Source organism: Bradyrhizobium genosp. SA-3 (genome assembly GCF_004212635.1).
Classification (GTDB): domain Bacteria; phylum Pseudomonadota; class Alphaproteobacteria; order Rhizobiales; family Xanthobacteraceae; genus Bradyrhizobium.
The window spans coordinates 99,224-115,204 of the sequence record NZ_PSRT01000004.1; the positions used below are offsets into that span (position 1 = coordinate 99,224).

At 63.5% G+C, this 15,981-nt stretch carries 26 protein-coding genes; 24 read left to right on the plus strand and 2 right to left on the minus strand.

The window, feature by feature from the left end; genetic code table 11:
- Positions 1-8 precede the first annotated feature (8 nt).
- From rplV to rplQ, 21 genes are all read left to right on the plus strand, one after another.
- A complete protein-coding gene (rplV, locus tag CWO91_RS02215; protein ID WP_008549264.1) occupies positions 9-395 on the plus strand; it encodes a 50S ribosomal protein L22 in 387 nt (128 codons plus the stop codon).
- A gap of 17 nt (positions 396-412) precedes the next feature.
- Positions 413-1,138 carry a 30S ribosomal protein S3 gene (gene rpsC / locus CWO91_RS02220; protein WP_130212057.1) on the plus strand — a complete coding sequence of 242 codons (726 nt, stop codon included), beginning with the start codon at positions 413-415 and terminating at the stop codon, positions 1,136-1,138.
- A 30-nt stretch (positions 1,139-1,168) separates the two neighbouring features.
- Positions 1,169-1,582 (plus strand): 50S ribosomal protein L16, encoded by a 414-nt coding sequence (rplP, locus tag CWO91_RS02225; protein WP_008136349.1) that lies wholly within the window; start codon positions 1,169-1,171, stop codon positions 1,580-1,582.
- 5 nt (positions 1,583-1,587) lie between these two features.
- Positions 1,588-1,794: a 50S ribosomal protein L29 gene (gene rpmC, locus CWO91_RS02230; RefSeq protein ID WP_011088144.1), complete on the plus strand. Its 207-nt coding sequence runs from the start codon at positions 1,588-1,590 to the stop codon at positions 1,792-1,794.
- 13 nt (positions 1,795-1,807) lie between these two features.
- The gene (gene rpsQ, locus CWO91_RS02235; protein WP_008549247.1) at positions 1,808-2,056 is read left to right on the plus strand and encodes a 30S ribosomal protein S17; all 249 of its coding nucleotides are present in this window, start codon (positions 1,808-1,810) and stop codon (positions 2,054-2,056) included.
- An 84-nt stretch (positions 2,057-2,140) separates the two neighbouring features.
- Positions 2,141-2,509 carry a 50S ribosomal protein L14 gene (rplN, locus tag CWO91_RS02240; RefSeq protein ID WP_008549246.1) on the plus strand — a complete coding sequence of 123 codons (369 nt, stop codon included), beginning with the start codon at positions 2,141-2,143 and terminating at the stop codon, positions 2,507-2,509.
- The gene (rplX, locus tag CWO91_RS02245) at positions 2,509-2,823 is read left to right on the plus strand and encodes a 50S ribosomal protein L24 (protein ID WP_024342453.1); all 315 of its coding nucleotides are present in this window, start codon (positions 2,509-2,511) and stop codon (positions 2,821-2,823) included. The genes rplN and rplX overlap by 1 nt, the downstream gene beginning before the upstream one ends.
- Complete coding sequence (rplE, locus tag CWO91_RS02250; protein WP_091894746.1) at positions 2,816-3,373, plus strand: 50S ribosomal protein L5; 558 nt, start codon at positions 2,816-2,818, stop codon at positions 3,371-3,373. Before rplX ends, rplE begins: the two co-directional genes overlap by 8 nt.
- A gap of 46 nt (positions 3,374-3,419) precedes the next feature.
- Positions 3,420-3,725 carry a 30S ribosomal protein S14 gene (gene rpsN, locus CWO91_RS02255; RefSeq protein WP_130212058.1) on the plus strand — a complete coding sequence of 102 codons (306 nt, stop codon included), beginning with the start codon at positions 3,420-3,422 and terminating at the stop codon, positions 3,723-3,725.
- Between the two features lie 14 nt (positions 3,726-3,739).
- Positions 3,740-4,138, plus strand: a complete 399-nt coding sequence (gene rpsH / locus CWO91_RS02260) for a 30S ribosomal protein S8 (RefSeq protein ID WP_008549240.1) — start codon at positions 3,740-3,742, stop codon at positions 4,136-4,138.
- A gap of 16 nt (positions 4,139-4,154) precedes the next feature.
- Positions 4,155-4,688 (plus strand): 50S ribosomal protein L6, encoded by a 534-nt coding sequence (rplF, locus tag CWO91_RS02265; protein ID WP_130212059.1) that lies wholly within the window; start codon positions 4,155-4,157, stop codon positions 4,686-4,688.
- 11 nt (positions 4,689-4,699) lie between these two features.
- Positions 4,700-5,062: a 50S ribosomal protein L18 gene (rplR, locus tag CWO91_RS02270; RefSeq protein ID WP_007603036.1), complete on the plus strand. Its 363-nt coding sequence runs from the start codon at positions 4,700-4,702 to the stop codon at positions 5,060-5,062.
- A 47-nt stretch (positions 5,063-5,109) separates the two neighbouring features.
- Positions 5,110-5,706 (plus strand): 30S ribosomal protein S5, encoded by a 597-nt coding sequence (gene rpsE / locus CWO91_RS02275; protein WP_014494507.1) that lies wholly within the window; start codon positions 5,110-5,112, stop codon positions 5,704-5,706.
- Between the two features lie 25 nt (positions 5,707-5,731).
- Positions 5,732-5,926, plus strand: a complete 195-nt coding sequence (gene rpmD, locus CWO91_RS02280; RefSeq protein ID WP_011088137.1) for a 50S ribosomal protein L30 — start codon at positions 5,732-5,734, stop codon at positions 5,924-5,926.
- Between the two features lie 76 nt (positions 5,927-6,002).
- On the plus strand, positions 6,003-6,488 hold the full coding sequence (rplO, locus tag CWO91_RS02285; protein ID WP_074116733.1) for a 50S ribosomal protein L15: 486 nt from the start codon (positions 6,003-6,005) through the stop codon (positions 6,486-6,488).
- Between the two features lie 149 nt (positions 6,489-6,637).
- A complete protein-coding gene (secY, locus tag CWO91_RS02290; protein WP_130212060.1) occupies positions 6,638-7,969 on the plus strand; it encodes a preprotein translocase subunit SecY in 1,332 nt (443 codons plus the stop codon).
- 277 nt (positions 7,970-8,246) lie between these two features.
- Positions 8,247-9,110: an adenylate kinase gene (locus tag CWO91_RS02300; protein WP_130212062.1), complete on the plus strand. Its 864-nt coding sequence runs from the start codon at positions 8,247-8,249 to the stop codon at positions 9,108-9,110.
- Positions 9,111-9,295: 185 nt separating this feature from the next.
- Complete coding sequence (rpsM, locus tag CWO91_RS02305) at positions 9,296-9,664, plus strand: 30S ribosomal protein S13 (RefSeq protein ID WP_008549231.1); 369 nt, start codon at positions 9,296-9,298, stop codon at positions 9,662-9,664.
- Positions 9,665-9,787: 123 nt separating this feature from the next.
- A complete protein-coding gene (gene rpsK / locus CWO91_RS02310) occupies positions 9,788-10,177 on the plus strand; it encodes a 30S ribosomal protein S11 (protein ID WP_007603045.1) in 390 nt (129 codons plus the stop codon).
- A gap of 112 nt (positions 10,178-10,289) precedes the next feature.
- Positions 10,290-11,321, plus strand: coding sequence for a DNA-directed RNA polymerase subunit alpha (locus CWO91_RS02315; protein ID WP_091894736.1), 1,032 nt, complete (start codon positions 10,290-10,292; stop codon positions 11,319-11,321).
- A gap of 166 nt (positions 11,322-11,487) precedes the next feature.
- Positions 11,488-11,904 (plus strand): 50S ribosomal protein L17, encoded by a 417-nt coding sequence (rplQ, locus tag CWO91_RS02320; protein ID WP_080137232.1) that lies wholly within the window; start codon positions 11,488-11,490, stop codon positions 11,902-11,904.
- A gap of 80 nt (positions 11,905-11,984) precedes the next feature.
- On the opposite strand, the gene CWO91_RS02325 is transcribed toward rplQ, so the two are convergent.
- Positions 11,985-12,962 carry a Bug family tripartite tricarboxylate transporter substrate binding protein gene (locus CWO91_RS02325; protein ID WP_130212063.1) on the minus strand — a complete coding sequence of 326 codons (978 nt, stop codon included), beginning with the start codon at positions 12,960-12,962 and terminating at the stop codon, positions 11,985-11,987.
- 196 nt (positions 12,963-13,158) lie between these two features.
- Between CWO91_RS02325 and CWO91_RS02330 the strand changes: the two genes are divergently transcribed.
- Both CWO91_RS02330 and CWO91_RS02335 read left to right on the plus strand, forming a co-directional pair.
- A complete protein-coding gene (locus tag CWO91_RS02330; RefSeq protein WP_130212064.1) occupies positions 13,159-13,947 on the plus strand; it encodes an SDR family NAD(P)-dependent oxidoreductase in 789 nt (262 codons plus the stop codon).
- Between the two features lie 7 nt (positions 13,948-13,954).
- Positions 13,955-14,251: a DUF1330 domain-containing protein gene (locus CWO91_RS02335; RefSeq protein ID WP_130212065.1), complete on the plus strand. Its 297-nt coding sequence runs from the start codon at positions 13,955-13,957 to the stop codon at positions 14,249-14,251.
- 130 nt (positions 14,252-14,381) lie between these two features.
- On the opposite strand, the gene CWO91_RS02340 is transcribed toward CWO91_RS02335, so the two are convergent.
- On the minus strand, positions 14,382-15,395 hold the full coding sequence (locus CWO91_RS02340; protein ID WP_130212066.1) for a zinc-binding alcohol dehydrogenase family protein: 1,014 nt from the start codon (positions 15,393-15,395) through the stop codon (positions 14,382-14,384).
- A gap of 121 nt (positions 15,396-15,516) precedes the next feature.
- Here CWO91_RS02340 and CWO91_RS02345 point away from each other — a divergent pair, with 121 nt between their 5' ends.
- Positions 15,517-15,894: a winged helix-turn-helix transcriptional regulator gene (locus CWO91_RS02345; RefSeq protein WP_130212067.1), complete on the plus strand. Its 378-nt coding sequence runs from the start codon at positions 15,517-15,519 to the stop codon at positions 15,892-15,894.
- The last annotated feature ends 87 nt before the right edge of the window (positions 15,895-15,981 follow it).

Sequence of the window (15,981 nt, forward strand, 5' to 3'; positions counted from 1 at the left end):
ATTAAACGATGAGCAAACCTAAGCGCGAACGGAGCCTCGCCGACAACGAGGCCAAGGCGGTCGCCCGGATGCTGCGGGTGAGCCCGCAGAAGCTCAATCTGGTCGCCCAGCTCATTCGCGGCCGGAAGGCGTCTGCCGCGCTCGCCGACCTGCAGTTTTCGCGCAAGCGGATCGCGGTCGACGTGAAGAAGTGCCTGGAATCGGCTATCGCCAATGCCGAGAACAACCACGACCTCGACGTCGACGATCTCGTCGTGGCGCAGGCCTTCGTCGGCAACGGCCTCGTGATGAAGCGCTTCGCCGCCCGCGGCCGTGGCCGCTCGGGCCGTGTCTACAAACCATTTTCGCAGCTGACGATCATCGTTCGTCAGGTCGAAGCCGAAGCAGCCGCTTAAGGGCGCAGGAGAACACGATGGGTCAAAAGATCAATCCGATCGGTCTGCGTCTCGGCATCAACCGGACCTGGGATTCCCGCTGGTTCGCCGGCAAGCAGGAATACGGCAAGCTGCTGCACGAGGACGTCAAGATCCGCGAGATCCTGCACAAGGAGCTCAAGCAGGCCGCCGTCGCCCGCATCGTGATCGAGCGTCCGCACAAGAAGTGCCGCGTCACGATCCACTCGGCCCGTCCGGGCGTGGTGATCGGCAAGAAGGGCGCCGACATCGACAAGCTGCGCAAGAAGGTCGCGGACATCACCTCGTCCGACGTCGTCATCAACATCGTCGAGATCAGGAAGCCTGAGCTCGATGCGACGCTGGTGGCCGAGTCGATCGCGCAGCAGCTCGAGCGCCGCGTCGCGTTCCGCCGTGCCATGAAGCGCGCCGTGCAGTCGGCGATGCGTCTCGGCGCGGAAGGCATCCGCATCAACTGCTCGGGACGCCTCGGCGGTGCGGAAATCGCGCGCATGGAGTGGTACCGCGAAGGTCGCGTGCCGCTGCACACGCTGCGCGCCGACATCGACTACGGCGTTGCGACCGCGTTCACGACCTTCGGCACCTGCGGCGTCAAGGTCTGGATCTTCAAGGGCGAGATCCTCGAGCACGATCCGATGGCCCAGGACAAGAGAATGGCCGAAGGCGAGACGGGCGGCAGTGGTGATCGTGGTGGCCGTCAGCGCCGCGATGCGGCTGCAGCCTGATCCAGCATAGGAATTTGAGGGCTTAAAGCCATGATGCAACCTAAGAAAACGAAGTTCCGGAAGGCGCATAAAGGCCGCATCCACGGCGTTGCGTCTTCGGGCGCGACGTTGGCGTTCGGCCAGTTCGGCCTGAAGGCGACCGAACCTGAGCGCGTCACCGCGCGCCAGATCGAAGCCGCCCGCCGCGCGCTGACCCGCCACATGAAGCGCGCCGGCCGCGTCTGGATCCGCGTGTTCCCCGACGTTCCGGTGTCGAAGAAGCCGGCCGAAGTCCGCATGGGCTCCGGCAAGGGTTCGCCGGAACTGTGGGTCGCGCGCGTCAAGCCGGGCCGGGTGCTGTTCGAGATCGACGGCGTCAACACCCAGACCGCGCGTGAGGCGCTGACCCTGGCGGCGGCCAAGCTGCCGATCAAGACGCGCTTCGTCGAGCGCATTGCGGAGTAATGGCCATGGCCCAGATGAAGATCGAAGACATCCGCGCGATGAGCCCCGACCAGCAGGATGACGCCATCCTGAACCTGAAGAAGGAGCGCTTCAACCTGCGCTTCCAGCGCGCCACCGGGCAGCTCGAGAACACCTCGCGCCTGCGCGAGGCCCGCCGTGACATCGCCCGGATCAAGACCGTCGCCGCGCAGACGCGCGCCAAGAAGAAGTAAGAGGCTTACGAAGATGCCGAAACGTACTTTGCAGGGCGTGGTCGTCAGCGACAAGCAAGCCAAGACCATCGTGGTGCGCGTCGATCGCCGTTTCACGCACCCGATCTACAAGAAGACGATCCGCCGTTCGAAGAATTATCACGCGCACGACGAGAGCAATCAGTTCAAGCCGGGCGACGTGGTGTGGATCGAGGAATCGAAGCCGATTTCGAAGTTGAAGCGCTGGGTCGTGATCCGGGGCGAGCACAAGAAAAGCGCCTGATCTGTTGGCTTTAGCCGACTGACTTCAGGGAAATGTTGAGCGCCGGCTGGGCTGGCGCAAAGAGAAAGAGGACGAGGTGCATCAATGATTCAGATGCAGACCAACCTCGACGTGGCCGACAATTCTGGCGCACGCCGTGTCATGTGTATCAAGGTGCTCGGAGGCTCCAAGCGCCGCTACGCCACGATCGGCGACATCATCGTCGTCTCGATCAAGGAAGCTATCCCGCGTGGCAAGGTGAAGAAGGGCGACGTGATGAAGGCCGTCGTGGTGCGCGTCCGCAAGGACATCCGCCGCGCCGACGGTTCGGTCATCCGCTTCGACCGCAACGCCGCCGTCCTGATCAACAACCAGGCCGAGCCGGTCGGCACCCGCATCTTCGGGCCCGTGCCGCGTGAACTGCGCGCCAAGAACCACATGAAGATCATTTCGCTCGCGCCGGAGGTGCTGTGATGGCTGCGAAGATCCGCAAGGGCGACAAGGTCGTCGTGCTGACCGGTCGCGACAAGGGCCGCACCGGCGAGGTGTTCGAGGTGCGCCCCGACGCCGGCACGGCGCTCGTGCGCGGCATCAACATGGTCAAGCGTCACCAGAAGCAGACGCAGGCCCAGGAGGGCGGCATCATCTCGAAAGAGGCGCCGATCCAACTGTCCAACATCGCGTATGTCGGCAAGGACGGAAAGCCGACCCGCATCGGATTCAAGATTCTGGCGGACGGCAAGAAGGTCCGCATCGCCAAGAGCTCGGGAGCTGAGATCGATGGCTGAGGCCGCTTACACGCCGCGCCTGCGCGCGGAATATGATGCGAAGATCCGCACGGCTCTGACCGAGAAGTTCGGTTACGAGAACGTCATGCAGGTTCCGCGTCTGGACAAGGTCGTGCTGAACATGGGCGTTGGCGATTCCGTCAACGACCGCAAGAAGGCCGAGACCGCCGCTGCCGAATTGACCCAGATCGCCGGCCAGAAGGCGATCGTGACCTATTCGCGCATTGCGATCGCGACCTTCAAGCTGCGTGAGAACCAGCCGATCGGTTGCAAGGTCACGCTGCGCAAGGCGCGGATGTACGAGTTCATCGATCGCCTGGTGACGGTCGCGCTGCCGCGCGTCCGCGACTTCCGCGGCCTGAACCCGAAGAGCTTCGACGGCCGCGGCAACTACTCGCTCGGCATCAAGGAGCACATCATTTTCCCCGAGATCGACTTCGACAAGGTCTCGGAAGCCCGCGGTATGGACATCACCGTCTGCACCACGGCCAAGACCGACGAAGAGGCGAGGGCCTTGTTGACCGCTTTCAATTTCCCGTTCCGGCAGTGAGACGCTGACCTAAAGCCTCTCAAACGCGGATACCCAGGAGCCAAGCATGGCAAAGAAGAGTTCAGTCGAGAAGAACAACCGGCGCAAGCGGATGGTGAAGAACGCCGCCGCCAAGCGCGAGCGGTTGAAGGCGATCATCGCCGACAAGAAGCTGCCGATGGAAGAGCGCTTCGCTGCGACGTTGAAGCTGGCGGAAATGCCGCGCAACTCGTCGGCGACCCGCGTCCGCCTGCGCTGCGAGCTGTCGGGCCGCCCGCGCTCGAACTATCGCAAGAACAAGCTGTCCCGTATCGCGCTGCGCGACCTTGGCTCCAAGGGCATGGTCCCGGGCCTCGTGAAGTCGAGCTGGTAAGGAGGGTCGTTTAGATGTCTACGCACGATCCAATCAGCGATCTGATCACCCGCATCCGCAACGCGCAGATGCGCTCCAAGACCAAGGTCTCCACGCCTGGCTCGAAGATGCGCGAGAACGTGCTCGAGGTGCTGAAGTCCGAGGGTTACATCCGCGGTTACGCCACGCTCGAGCATCCCTCGGGCCGCAGCGAGATCGAGATCGAGCTGAAGTATTTCGACGGCGAGCCCGTCATCCGCGAGATCGAACGTGTTTCCAAGCCCGGGCGCAGAGTCTACGCCTCGGTGAAGGCTCTGCCGCGGGTCAACAACGGGCTCGGCATTTCGGTGTTGTCGACGCCGAAGGGGATCATGGCCGACCACAGCGCGCGCGACGCGAATGTGGGCGGTGAAGTCCTCTTCACGGTGTTCTGAGAAGGATTTTTCATCCATGTCACGTGTTGGCAAAAGGCCTGTGGCGGTTCCGTCGGGTGTTACCGCGACCGTTGATGGGCAGACCGTCAAGATGAAGGGGCCGAAGGGCCAGCTTCAGTTCGTCGTCCATGACGACGTCGAGGTGAAGCTCGAGAGCGGCCAGATCAAGGTCAAGCCGCGGGGAGAGACCAACCGCGCGCGGGCCCTGTACGGCACCGCTCGCGCCCAGGTCGCGAACCTGGTCGAAGGTGTCACCAAGGGCTTCGAGAAGAAGCTCGAGATCACCGGCGTCGGTTATCGCGCTGCGATGCAGGGCAAGAACCTCCAGCTCGCGCTCGGCTACAGCCACGACGTGATCTATCCGATCCCGGAAGGCATCACGATCGCTGTGCCGAAGCCCACCGAAATCACCGTGTCGGGCAGCGACATCCAGCGCGTCGGCCAGGTTGCGGCCGAGATCCGCGCCTATCGCCCGCCGGAGCCTTATAAGGGCAAGGGCGTGAAGTATGTTGGCGAATTCATCTTCCGCAAGGAAGGCAAGAAGAAGTAACGGAGCCGGTCATGTCGAAAGCCAAGGTTACGAATGCCCGGCGCAAGCGGAGTGTGCGGCTGAAGCTGCGCCGCTCCGGTGGCGGCCGTCCGCGCCTGTCGGTGTTCCGCTCGTCCAAGCACATCTACGCCCAGGTCATCGACGACCTGAAGGGCGAGACGCTGGCCTCTGCCTCCTCGCTCGAGAAGTCGATGCGCGACGGCGGCAAGACCGGCGCCGACATCGATGCGGCGAAGGCGGTCGGCAAGCTGCTGGCCGAGCGCGCTGCCGAGAAGGGCGTCAAGGAAGTCGTGTTCGATCGCGGCAGCTATCTCTATCACGGGCGCGTCAAGGCTCTTGCCGACGCCGCGCGTGAGAGCGGGCTGAGCTTCTAACAGAATTTGAGGATTGAGGCGTAAGCCTCTGAAGGATTGGAAAAACCATGGCAGCTGAACGCGAACAACGTGGTGGACGCGATCAACGCGGCGGCGGACGTGAACGCAGGGAGCGCGAGGAGCGCGACAGCGAGTTCGTCGACAAGCTCGTCCACATCAACCGCGTGGCCAAGGTCGTCAAGGGCGGCAAGCGCTTCGGATTCGCTGCGCTGGTCGTGATCGGCGATCAGAAGGGCCGCGCCGGCTTCGGTCACGGCAAGGCGCGCGAAGTGCCAGAGGCGATCCGCAAGGCGACCGAATCCGCCAAGCGCAACCTGACCCGCGTGTCGCTGCGCGAGGGCCGCACGCTCCATCACGACATCGCCGGCCGTCATGGCGCGGGCCGTGTCTACCTGCGTGCCGCCCCGGCCGGTACCGGCATCATCGCCGGCGGCCCGATGCGCGCCGTGTTCGAGACGCTCGGCGTCCAGGACGTGGTGGCGAAGTCGATCGGCTCGTCGAACCCGTACAACATGGTTCGCGCGACGTTCGACGCGCTGAAGCATCAGGATTCGCCGCGCTCGGTCGCTGCCCGCCGCAACATCAAGGTGTCCACCCTCCAGTCCCGTCGTATCGGCGGTGACGCCGAGGCGGCTGCCGACTAACGGAAGCTTTTCGGAGTAGACTCCCATGGCCAAGGCCGCAAAGACGATCAAGCTCGAGCAGACGGGCAGCGCGATCCGCCGCCATCACTCGCAGCGCTCGACGCTGATCGGGCTCAAGCTCAACAAGATCGGCCGCACCAGCGAACTGCCGGATACCCCGGCGGTCCGCGGCATGATCGAGAAGGTTCACCATCTCGTCCGCATCGTCGACGAGAAGTAAGAAACGGCGCAGGATCCCGAAAAGCGGACACCCGGTTTTCGGTGAAGATCGTGCGCAAGACATAAGGAGAAGGGCGATGAAGCTCAGCGATATCGCCGACAACGCCGGCTCGCGCAAGAAGCGTATGCGCGTCGGCCGCGGCATCGGTTCGGGCAAGGGCAAGCAGTCCGGCCGCGGCGGCAAGGGCCAGACCGCGCGTTCGGGCGTGCGCATCAAGGGTTTCGAAGGCGGCCAGATGCCGATGCATCGCCGTCTGCCCAAGCGCGGCTTCAACAACATCTTCCGCGTCGAGTTCGCCGAGATCAATCTCGACCGGCTCCAGGAAGCGGTCGATGCCAAGAAGATCGACGCCGGCAGCGTCGTGAATGTCGAGGCCCTGGTGAAGGGCGGCGTGCTGCGCCGCGCCAAGGGCGGTCTGCGGCTGCTCGGCCGCGGCGAGCTCAAGTCCAAGCTCAACATTGAAGTGCACGGCGCCTCGAAGACCGCGATCGCGGCGGTCGAGAAGGCCGGCGGTTCGGTGAAGATCCTCGCCCCGGCCAAGGAAGAAGGCGAGGCGGCGTAACAACTGCGTCATTGGCCCGCGCCTCGCGGGCCTTTACGCATGCGGGACGATGGACTTATCGAAGCCGAGCCCCAGATAATGTCCGGCGTCCGCTAAAGTAGCCCGGCCGCGGGCATGACGGCGCAACAGGCGGCGGGAGAAAGTCCAAGATGGTCTCTGCAGCGGAACAACTGGCAGCCAATCTCAATTTCGGCGCGTTTGCCAAGGCCGACGAACTGAAGAAGCGCATCTGGTTCACCCTGGGTGCGCTGCTCGTTTATCGGCTCGGTACCTACATCCCGCTACCCGGCATCGATCCCAACATCTGGGAACAGGTGTTCCGGTCCCAGGCGGGCGGCATCCTCGGCATGTTCAACATGTTCGCCGGCGGCGGCATCCACCGCATGGCGATCTTCGCGCTGAACATCATGCCGTACATCTCGGCCTCGATCATCATCCAGCTCCTGACCACCGTCTCGCCGCAGCTCGAGGCGCTGAAGAAGGAGGGTGAGGCCGGCCGCAAGACTCTGAACCAGTACACCCGCTATCTCACGGTGATCCTGGCCGCGTTCCAGTCCTATGGTATCGCGGTGGGCCTCGAGGGCGCCGGCAACGTCGTCAGCGAGCCCGGCATGTTCTTCCGCCTGTCGACGGCGATCACGCTGACCGGCGGCACTATGTTCCTGATGTGGCTGGGCGAGCAGATCACATCGCGCGGCATCGGCAACGGCATCTCGCTGATCATTCTCGCCGGCATCGTCGCCGAGCTGCCCGCCGCGCTCGCCAACATGCTCGAGCTCGGCCGTCAGGGCGCGATGTCGACCGGTCTGATCCTGGTCGTCATCATCATGGCAGTCGCCGTGATCGCCTTCATCGTGTTCATGGAGCGCGCGCAGCGCCGCCTGCTGATCCAGTATCCGAAGCGCCAGGTCGGCAACAAGATGTTCGAGGGCCAGTCCTCGCATCTGCCGCTCAAGCTCAACACCTCGGGCGTGATCCCGCCGATCTTCGCGTCCTCGCTGCTGCTGCTGCCGACCACGGTTGCGAACTTCAACGCGGGCAGCGGGCCGGAATGGTTCCAGTGGATCACCACCCAGCTCGGCCACGGCCGTCCGCTGTTCCTGATCATGTATCTGGCGCTGATCGTGTTCTTCGCCTTCTTCTACACCGCGATCGTGTTCAACCCGACCGAGACCGCGGACAATCTGAAGAAGCATGGCGGCTTCGTTCCGGGCATTCGCCCCGGCGAGCGCACCGCCGAATACATCGACTACGTGCTGTCGCGCATCACCGTGTTAGGTGCGATTTATCTGGCGATCGTCTGCTTGATCCCGGAGATCCTGATCTCCTACGCCTCGGTGCCGTTCTACTTCGGCGGCACCTCGCTGCTGATCGTCGTCAGCGTCACCATGGACACGGTGGCGCAGGTGCAGGGCTATCTGCTGGCGCATCAGTACGAAGGCCTGATCCGCAAGTCGAAACTACGCGGACGCCGCCGCTAAGCGCGGCGTCCCCTGAAGGCGGCGCGATGATTGCGCCGCCGATTCGCCGTGCCAGCAACGCGCGGCGCCTGCACGGCACCAGCCAGCCATTCGGTCGCATCGGTAGAGCTGCTCTCACTGCTGCGCAATCACAGATTTCAAAGCCCTTCTTGGCGTCAGCCCATCCGCTCCCCTATGATATGGGTGGCGGTGCGGCGCCGATTATGGTTTGCACTGTCCTTGATCTTCAAACACAGGTGCGCGACGTATCGCTCACCAATCCGGGGGGCGTACGCCGATGAGAATTATACTTCTGGGACCGCCGGGGTCGGGCAAGGGGACCCAGGCGCAGCTCTTGGTGCAGCGCTATGGCATCGTCCAGCTCTCGACCGGCGAGATGCTGCGCGCGGCCGTTGCGGCCGGAACGCCGGTCGGGCTGAAGGCCAAGGAGATCATGGCCAGCGGCGGCCTCGTGCCGGACGAGATCGTGGTCGGAATCATCTCCGACCGAATCGACCAGCCGGACGCCAAGAACGGTTTCATCCTCGACGGTTTCCCGCGCACAGTGCCGCAGGCCGAGGCGCTGGACGAGTTGCTCAAGCACAAGCATCTCAAGCTCGATGCGGTGATCGAGCTGCGTGTCAACGAAAGCGCGCTGCTCAACCGCGTCGAGACCCGCGTCGCCCAGATGCGCGAGCGCGGGGAGGAGGTCCGGGTCGACGACACCCCCGAGGTCCTGACCAAGCGTCTCGCTAGCTACCGCAGCCAGACGGAACCGCTGATTCACTACTATTCCGAGCGGCGGAAGCTCTCGACCATCGACGGCATGATGGCCATCGACGAGGTCACCCGCGCCATCCACCGCCAGCTCCTGGCGCTCGGCGCGGTCGCGCCCAAGACCCATGCCAGAAGTGCGGCCAAGGCGGCCCCGGCCAAGAAGGCCAAGGCGGGGAAGAAGGCGAAGGCGGCCGTAAAACCGGCGAAAACGACCAAAAAGGCTGCCAAATCCCCTAAAAAGGCCGCCAAGAAAGCCGTGAAGGGCACCAGGAAGGCGACCAAGAAGACGGCAAAGAAGGCGGCCAAAAGGACCGCCAAGAAGGCTGTCAAGAAGGGTGCCAAAAAGGCCGCAAAAAAGGTCACGAAAAAGCGAGCGAAACGCTAGCAGCGGTTGACGAAAGCCCCTGGAATCCCCTAATAAGCCCCGCATCCAAGTCGGATAGTTTCAGACGATGCCGGGCCCCAGGAAGACCGGGGGTGGGCGTCGTGTTCGCGTTTGTGAACACCTGCCCGAGAACACAAGCACTTAAAGCCCGATCCTGACGAGGGTCGGCGACAGGAGAGAAGGCCGTGGCCCGTATTGCCGGCGTGAACATTCCCACCAACAAGCGCGTGCTGATCGCGCTCCAGTACATCCATGGCATCGGTCAGAAGATCGCCGGTGAGATCCTGGAGAAGGTGAAGATCCCCGTGGATCGTCGCGTCAATCAGCTCAGCGACGCCGAAGTGCTCCAGATCCGCGAAGTGATCGACCGCGACTATCTCGTCGAGGGCGATCTGCGCCGTGAGGTCGGTATCAACATCAAGCGTCTGATGGACCTTGGCTGCTATCGCGGCCTGCGTCATCGTCGCGGTCTGCCGGTGCGCGGTCAGCGCACCCACACCAACGCGCGCACGCGCAAGGGCCCGGCTAAGGCCATCGCCGGCAAGAAGAAGTAAGTTTTCGAACTCAGTCGCGGCGTGCGGCGAACAGGGGATGACCCGTTCGCCGCGCGCCTTTCGTTCCACAGGTGTAGCCGCTGGCATTACGGCGGCGTTTGAGATCTCCAGGAAAGGTACTCAATGGGCAAGGAAGCCACCCGCGTTCGTCGTCGTGAGCGCAAGAACATCGCCTCCGGCGTCGCGCACGTGAACTCGTCGTTCAACAACACGACCATCACCATCACCGACGCGCAGGGCAACACGATTGCCTGGTCCTCCGCCGGTACGATGGGCTTCAAGGGCTCGCGCAAGTCGACCCCGTACGCCGCGCAGGTTGCCGCGGAAGACGTCTCGAAGAAGGCGCAGGAGCACGGCATGCGCACGCTGGAAGTCGAGGTCGCCGGTCCGGGTTCGGGCCGTGAGTCGGCGCTCCGCGCGCTCCAGGCCGCGGGCTTCACCGTCACCTCGATCCGCGACGTGACCACGATCCCGCACAACGGTTGCCGTCCCCGTAAGCGTCGGCGCGTTTGATACGAGGTTGCGGGCGCATCGGCGCCCGCGACGACTTTTCTAAGAAGCCGCGGGAATGCTCTGCGGCCTTTCTCCAACGCCAGTATTTGAACTGTCAAATTGACTGGCCTGTATGGGTGAAACAGTGACGATCCAGAAAAATTGGCAAGAACTGATTCGGCCGAACAAGCTGCAGGTGTCCCCCGGCAGCGATCCCTCGCGTTTCGCGACCATCGTCGCCGAGCCGCTCGAGCGCGGCTTCGGCCAGACCCTCGGCAATGCGCTGCGCCGCATCCTGCTCTCCTCGCTCCAGGGCGCGGCGGTGCAGTCGGTGCATATCGACGGCGTGCTGCACGAGTTCTCCTCGATCGCGGGCGTCCGTGAGGACGTCACCGACATCGTGCTCAACATCAAGGACATCTCGATCAAGATGCAGGGCGAAGGCCCGAAGCGCATGGTCGTGAAGAAGCAGGGCCCGGGCGTCGTCACCGCCGGCGACATCCAGACCGTCGGCGACGTCACCGTGCTCAACCCGGACCTGCAGATCTGCACCCTCGACGAGGGCGCGGAGATCCGCATGGAGTTCACGGTCTCGACTGGCAAGGGCTACGTGCCCGCCGAGCGCAACCGCCCCGAGGACGCGCCGATCGGCCTGATCCCGGTCGACAGCCTGTACTCGCCGGTCCGCAAGGTCTCCTACAAAGTCGAGAACACCCGTGAGGGCCAGATCCTCGACTACGACAAGCTGACCATGACGATCGAGACCAACGGCGCGATCTCGCCGGATGATTCGGTGGCTTACGCTGCGCGCATCCTGCAGGATCAGCTCAACGTGTTCGTGAACTTCGAAGAGCCGCGCAAGGAAGTCGCCCAGGAGATCATCCCGGACCTCGCCTTCAACCCGGCTTTCCTCAAGAAGGTGGACGAGCTCGAGCTGTCGGTGCGTTCGGCCAACTGCCTGAAGAACGACAATATCGTCTACATCGGCGATCTCGTGCAGAAGTCGGAAGCCGAAATGCTCCGCACCCCGAACTTCGGCCGCAAGTCGCTGAACGAGATCAAGGAAGTGCTGGCCCAGATGGGTCTGCACCTCGGCATGGAAGTGCCGGGCTGGCCGCCGGAGAACATCGACGAGCTCGCCAAGCGCTTCGAGGATCACTACTGAGAATTCGTCGTTCCGGGGCGATGCGGAGCATCGAACTCGGAACCTCGAGATTCCGGGTTCAGCTCTGCGAGCTGCCCCGGAATGACGGCAGGGCGAACGCAGGCAGCCCACCTGAGCAACATGTCCGACGAACCGTCGCGGCAGTTTTAACGTAAGGACTACACACATGCGTCACGGCAAGGTTCATCGGAAGCTCAACCGCACGGCCGAGCATCGCAAGGCGATGTTCGCCAACATGGCGGCCGCGCTGATCAAGCACGAGCAGATCGTCACCACGCTGCCCAAGGCCAAAGAGCTTCGCCCGATCGTCGAGAAGCTCGTCACCCTCGGCAAGAAGGGCGGCCTGTCGCTGCGCCGCCAGGCGATCGCGGAGCTGCGCGACGTCGACATGGTCAAGAAGCTCTTCGACACGCTCGCGACCCGCTACAAGGACCGCCAGGGCGGCTACACCCGCATCATCAAGGCCGGCTTCCGCTACGGCGACAACGCGGCGATGGCCGTGATCGAGTTCGTCGACCGCGACGTCGATGCCAAGGGCCAGGATTCCGGTCCGGTGCAGGAGAAGGAAGCCGAGGCGGCGTAAGTCACCCGGCAGATACGGATTGAAAACGGCGCCCTTCTGGGCGCCGTTTTTGTTTCGAGGAATAGGGCGTGTCGGGAGGACTATTCCTCCTTGATACCCGCCTTTTGCGCGATCTCCTTCATTTCAGCGGTCTCCTTGCCGATGGCTCCCGCCCAATCGCTGTGGCGCGCAAAGCCGGGCTCGAATCCGACCTTGGCGAAGCGCGCGGCCACGGAGGGATTGTTGATCGTCTCCTCCAGGGCCGACGTCAGCTTGTCACGAACGGCCGGCGGTAGGCCCTTGGGCGCGACCACGGCGCCCCATGAGGCGAAGTCGATGTTGCCATAGCCGAGCTCGGCGAGCGTCGGCACGTCGGGCAGGAAAGGCGTCCGCTTGGCCGAGAACACGGCGAGCACCTTGACGGTGCCGGCCTCGATCTGCGGTTTCACGGCGATCACTGTGTCGACGTGGTACTGGATGTGCTTGCCGATAAGATCGTTCATCGCCGGCGCACTGCCCTTGTAGGGCAGGTGGACCATCTTGATTCCGGCGGCCGATTTGAACAGCTCGCCGGCGAAGTGCGAGACGGTCGCGACGCCGAAGGACGCCAGCGACAGCTTGTCGGGATTGGCCTTTGCCTCAGTGACAAGCGCAGCCACGTCCTTGACCGGGTTGTCCTTGTAGGTGACCAGCGCCAGCGTGATCTTGCCGACCTGGCCGAGCGGCTCGAAATCCTTGGCCGCGTCGTAGGGCACACTTTCCTTCACGGCCGCCGGCAGCGTGAAGCTCGAATTCGAGCTGAAGAACAGGGTGTATCCGTCGGGCGCCGAGCGCGCGACTTCCTTGGCCGCGATCGTGGTGCCGCCGCCGGGACGGTTCATGATGATCACGGGCTTGCCGAGACGCGTCTCCAGTTCGCCGCCGATGATGCGCGCGACCACGTCGGAGGCGCCGCCGGGCGGGAAGGGGACGATCAATTGCAACGGTTTTTCCGGATAGACCGCTTGGGCCTGCGCGAGCGAATTGCCGCTGATCAGACCCAGCAACCCGAGCGCAACAGTGAGGGCCGTTCTTTTCATCGCAAGGTCCTTCCGTGTTCACATGAGCAAAAGAGCTCGGTCAGGCTTAGCAATAATCGTTCCAGCTGCGACAGGGGCATACGAGGCGCCATATCGCTGCCGGAACAGCTCGTGATCGTCACTGATTGGTGAGCGCCAATTGCGGCCCAATTCGCCAGGTCCGATATCCCCGTCGTCGTTCTGATGGAGATACTACATGAACATCGACCTTTCGGGAAAAACTGCACTGGTGACCGGCTCGACCGCCGGCATCGGCCACGCCATCGCCAAGGGCCTCGCCGCTTCGGGCGCCAGCGTCGTGATCAACGGTCGCGGCCAGGACAAGGTCGATGCGGCCGTCCGCAAGCTGGAAGGGACCGGCGCAAAGGTCCGCGGCATCGCCGCCGACGTCTCGACGGCGGAAGGCTGCAAGGCGCTCGTGGCGGCGCTTCCCGAAATCGACATCCTCATCAACAATGCCGGCATCTTCGAGCCGAAGGACTTTTTCGACATCCCCGACGAGGATTGGACGCGCTTCTTCGAGGTCAACGTAATGAGCGGCGTGCGGCTGTCGCGCGCGTACATGAAGGGCATGCTCAAGCGCAACTGGGGCCGCATCGTCTTCATCTCCTCCGAGTCCGGGCTGAATATTCCCGTCGAGATGATTCATTACGGCATGACCAAGACGGCCCAGCTCTCGGTTGCGCGCGGGCTCGCGCAGCTCACCCGCGGCACCGGCGTCACCGTCAATTCCGTGCTGCCGGGCCCGACAATGTCGGAAGGCGTCGAGACGTTCGTGAAGGATCTGGCGAAGCAAAACGGCCAATCGGTGGACGAAGCCGCTGCCAATTTCGTCAAGCAGCATCGTCCGAGCTCGCTGATCCAGCGCTTCGCCAGCGTGGACGAGATCGCCAACATGGTGGTTTACGTCGCGTCGAAGGAATCTTCCGCGACCAACGGCGCGGCGCTGCGGGCGGAAGGTGGCATCGTCAATACGATCGCTTGAGGTGCGCATGACGGCCTATGTGATTTCCGAAGTCGAGCTGCGCGATCCCGATGGATTCGAGGCCTATCGTACGCTCGCAGCGAAGACGATCGCGCAATATGGCGGGCGCTATCTCGTCCGTGGCGGCAAGGCGGAGCTTGCCGAAGGCAATCTTCCGCCGAAGGCCATCGTCATCGTCGAATTCGCCTCGATGGCGAGGCTGAAGGAATGGTATGCCTCGCCGGAATATGCCGAAGCACTCAAGCTGCGGCAGACTGCGCTGGAGCGGCGGCTGCTGTTCGTCGAGGGGGCGAGGGAAACGTAGGGTGGGTTAGCCGAAGGCGTAACCCACCGCTGTGTGTTTCCGCAGAGATAGAAGAGGTGGGTTACGCCCTGCGAACCGCGCTTCGCGCAGTCGCAGGGCTAACCCACCCTACGCACCGACGTTGTAGCTGCTACCACCCCTCCAGCACGATCTTGCCACGCGACTTGCCGCTCTCGAGCAGCGCGTGGGCGCGCTTGAGATTGGCCGCATTGATCGTGCCAAAGGTCTGGTCGAGCGTGGTGCGCAACACGCCCTTGTCGATGAGGTCGGCGACGTCGTTGAGCAGATGATGCTGCGCGATCATGTCAGGCGTCTGGAACGAGGAGCGCGTGAACATCGATTCCCAGTGCACCGAGATGGCCTTGCCCTTGAATGTGCTCATGGCGAATTCCGGCGGATCGTCGATCAGGCCGAACTTGCCCTGCGGTGCCATGAACTCCGCGATCGCCTTGTAGTGCTGGTCGGTGAAGGTGAGGCTCGCGACCAGCGCGACCGGCGGCAGCCTAAGTTTCTCGATCTGCTCCTTCATCGGCTGGCCGTGGTCGATCACCGCATGCGCGCCGAGATCGAGGCACCATTTTTGCGACTCCGGCCGCGTCGCGGTCGCGAGCACGGTCAGCCCGGTGAGACGACGCGCGAGCTGGATCAGGATCGAGCCGACGCCGCCGGCGCCGCCGATGATCAGCAGCGTGCGTGGATCGACGCTCTTGCCGGGTACCGCGCCGAGGCGGTCGAACAGCAGTTCCCAGGCGGTGATGGAGGTGAGGGGAAGCGCGGCCGCTTGCGCGAACGACAGGCTCTTCGGCTTGTTGCCGACGATGCGTTCGTCGACCAGATGGTACTCCGAGTTGGTGCCCTGGCGCAGGATGGAACCTGCGTAAAACACCTCGTCGCCGGGCTTGAACAGCGTGACGTCAGGGCCGACGGCATCGACCACGCCGGCCGCGTCATAGCCGAGAATTTTCATCTCGCCCTCGGGCGGGGCGGCGCGCTTGCGCACCTTGTAATCGACCGGATTGGCCGAGATCGCTTTCACGGCGACGCGGATGTCGCGCCCTCCGGGCTCGGGTTTTGCGGTCTCGAAATCAATCAGTGAATCCGCGTCCTCGATCGGAAGCGATTTCTTGTAGCCGACGGCCTTCATGGCTTGTCTCCATCAGATGGCTTTGTTCGCCCGCCATCCTAACTGTCGCTCTGGCCCCGATTTGGCAAGTACTGTATATTCGGGGATATAGTCCCTGTTTGGATACTATTGGAAAACACGCATGAAACGGCGCAATTTTGCCCGGCGCCCCGGCTGTTCGGTCGAGGCGACGCTGGACCTGATCGACGGCAAATGGAAGGGTGTGATCCTCTATCACCTCCAGAGCGGCACCCAGCGCTTCGGCGAACTGCGCCGCCGGATGCCCGGCATCACCCAACGCATGCTGACCAAGCAGCTTCGCGCGCTGGAGGAGGACAAGCTCGTCATCCGCAAGGTCTATGCCGAGGTGCCGCCGCGCGTGGAGTATTGCCTCTCCGAGCTCGGCGAGAGCCTCAAGCCCGTGATCGATATCCTGAAGGCCTGGGGCGAGAGCCACCAACAGCGGCTGTCTTGCGCGCCGGCGCCGGTGGCCGCGAAGAAGCCAAAGCGCGCGGCGTGAAGGGATGAAAGACGCCGGCCTTTTTTACCTCTCCCCAGCGGGGAGAGGTCGAATTGCATCTGGCGATGCGCAAGCATCGTCCAGTGC

What these genes read in the sequence shown, in the direction of transcription:
- rplV (WP_008549264.1), top strand. Translation starts at nt 9, where the DNA reads ATGAGCAAACCTAAGCGCGAACGGAGCCTCGCCGACAACGAGGCCAAG.
- rpsC (WP_130212057.1), top strand. Translation starts at nt 413, where the DNA reads ATGGGTCAAAAGATCAATCCGATCGGTCTGCGTCTCGGCATCAACCGG.
- rplP (WP_008136349.1), top strand. Translation starts at nt 1,169, where the DNA reads ATGATGCAACCTAAGAAAACGAAGTTCCGGAAGGCGCATAAAGGCCGC.
- rpmC (WP_011088144.1), top strand. Translation starts at nt 1,588, where the DNA reads ATGGCCCAGATGAAGATCGAAGACATCCGCGCGATGAGCCCCGACCAG.
- rpsQ (WP_008549247.1), top strand. Translation starts at nt 1,808, where the DNA reads ATGCCGAAACGTACTTTGCAGGGCGTGGTCGTCAGCGACAAGCAAGCC.
- rplN (WP_008549246.1), top strand. Translation starts at nt 2,141, where the DNA reads ATGATTCAGATGCAGACCAACCTCGACGTGGCCGACAATTCTGGCGCA.
- rplX (WP_024342453.1), top strand. Translation starts at nt 2,509, where the DNA reads ATGGCTGCGAAGATCCGCAAGGGCGACAAGGTCGTCGTGCTGACCGGT.
- rplE (WP_091894746.1), top strand. Translation starts at nt 2,816, where the DNA reads ATGGCTGAGGCCGCTTACACGCCGCGCCTGCGCGCGGAATATGATGCG.
- rpsN (WP_130212058.1), top strand. Translation starts at nt 3,420, where the DNA reads ATGGCAAAGAAGAGTTCAGTCGAGAAGAACAACCGGCGCAAGCGGATG.
- rpsH (WP_008549240.1), top strand. Translation starts at nt 3,740, where the DNA reads ATGTCTACGCACGATCCAATCAGCGATCTGATCACCCGCATCCGCAAC.
- rplF (WP_130212059.1), top strand. Translation starts at nt 4,155, where the DNA reads ATGTCACGTGTTGGCAAAAGGCCTGTGGCGGTTCCGTCGGGTGTTACC.
- rplR (WP_007603036.1), top strand. Translation starts at nt 4,700, where the DNA reads ATGTCGAAAGCCAAGGTTACGAATGCCCGGCGCAAGCGGAGTGTGCGG.
- rpsE (WP_014494507.1), top strand. Translation starts at nt 5,110, where the DNA reads ATGGCAGCTGAACGCGAACAACGTGGTGGACGCGATCAACGCGGCGGC.
- rpmD (WP_011088137.1), top strand. Translation starts at nt 5,732, where the DNA reads ATGGCCAAGGCCGCAAAGACGATCAAGCTCGAGCAGACGGGCAGCGCG.
- rplO (WP_074116733.1), top strand. Translation starts at nt 6,003, where the DNA reads ATGAAGCTCAGCGATATCGCCGACAACGCCGGCTCGCGCAAGAAGCGT.
- secY (WP_130212060.1), top strand. Translation starts at nt 6,638, where the DNA reads ATGGTCTCTGCAGCGGAACAACTGGCAGCCAATCTCAATTTCGGCGCG.
- CWO91_RS02300 (WP_130212062.1), top strand. Translation starts at nt 8,247, where the DNA reads ATGAGAATTATACTTCTGGGACCGCCGGGGTCGGGCAAGGGGACCCAG.
- rpsK (WP_007603045.1), top strand. Translation starts at nt 9,788, where the DNA reads ATGGGCAAGGAAGCCACCCGCGTTCGTCGTCGTGAGCGCAAGAACATC.
- CWO91_RS02315 (WP_091894736.1), top strand. Translation starts at nt 10,290, where the DNA reads ATGGGTGAAACAGTGACGATCCAGAAAAATTGGCAAGAACTGATTCGG.
- rplQ (WP_080137232.1), top strand. Translation starts at nt 11,488, where the DNA reads ATGCGTCACGGCAAGGTTCATCGGAAGCTCAACCGCACGGCCGAGCAT.
- CWO91_RS02325 (WP_130212063.1), bottom strand. Translation starts at nt 12,962, where the DNA reads ATGAAAAGAACGGCCCTCACTGTTGCGCTCGGGTTGCTGGGTCTGATC.
- CWO91_RS02330 (WP_130212064.1), top strand. Translation starts at nt 13,159, where the DNA reads ATGAACATCGACCTTTCGGGAAAAACTGCACTGGTGACCGGCTCGACC.
- CWO91_RS02335 (WP_130212065.1), top strand. Translation starts at nt 13,955, where the DNA reads ATGACGGCCTATGTGATTTCCGAAGTCGAGCTGCGCGATCCCGATGGA.
- CWO91_RS02340 (WP_130212066.1), bottom strand. Translation starts at nt 15,395, where the DNA reads ATGAAGGCCGTCGGCTACAAGAAATCGCTTCCGATCGAGGACGCGGAT.
- CWO91_RS02345 (WP_130212067.1), top strand. Translation starts at nt 15,517, where the DNA reads ATGAAACGGCGCAATTTTGCCCGGCGCCCCGGCTGTTCGGTCGAGGCG.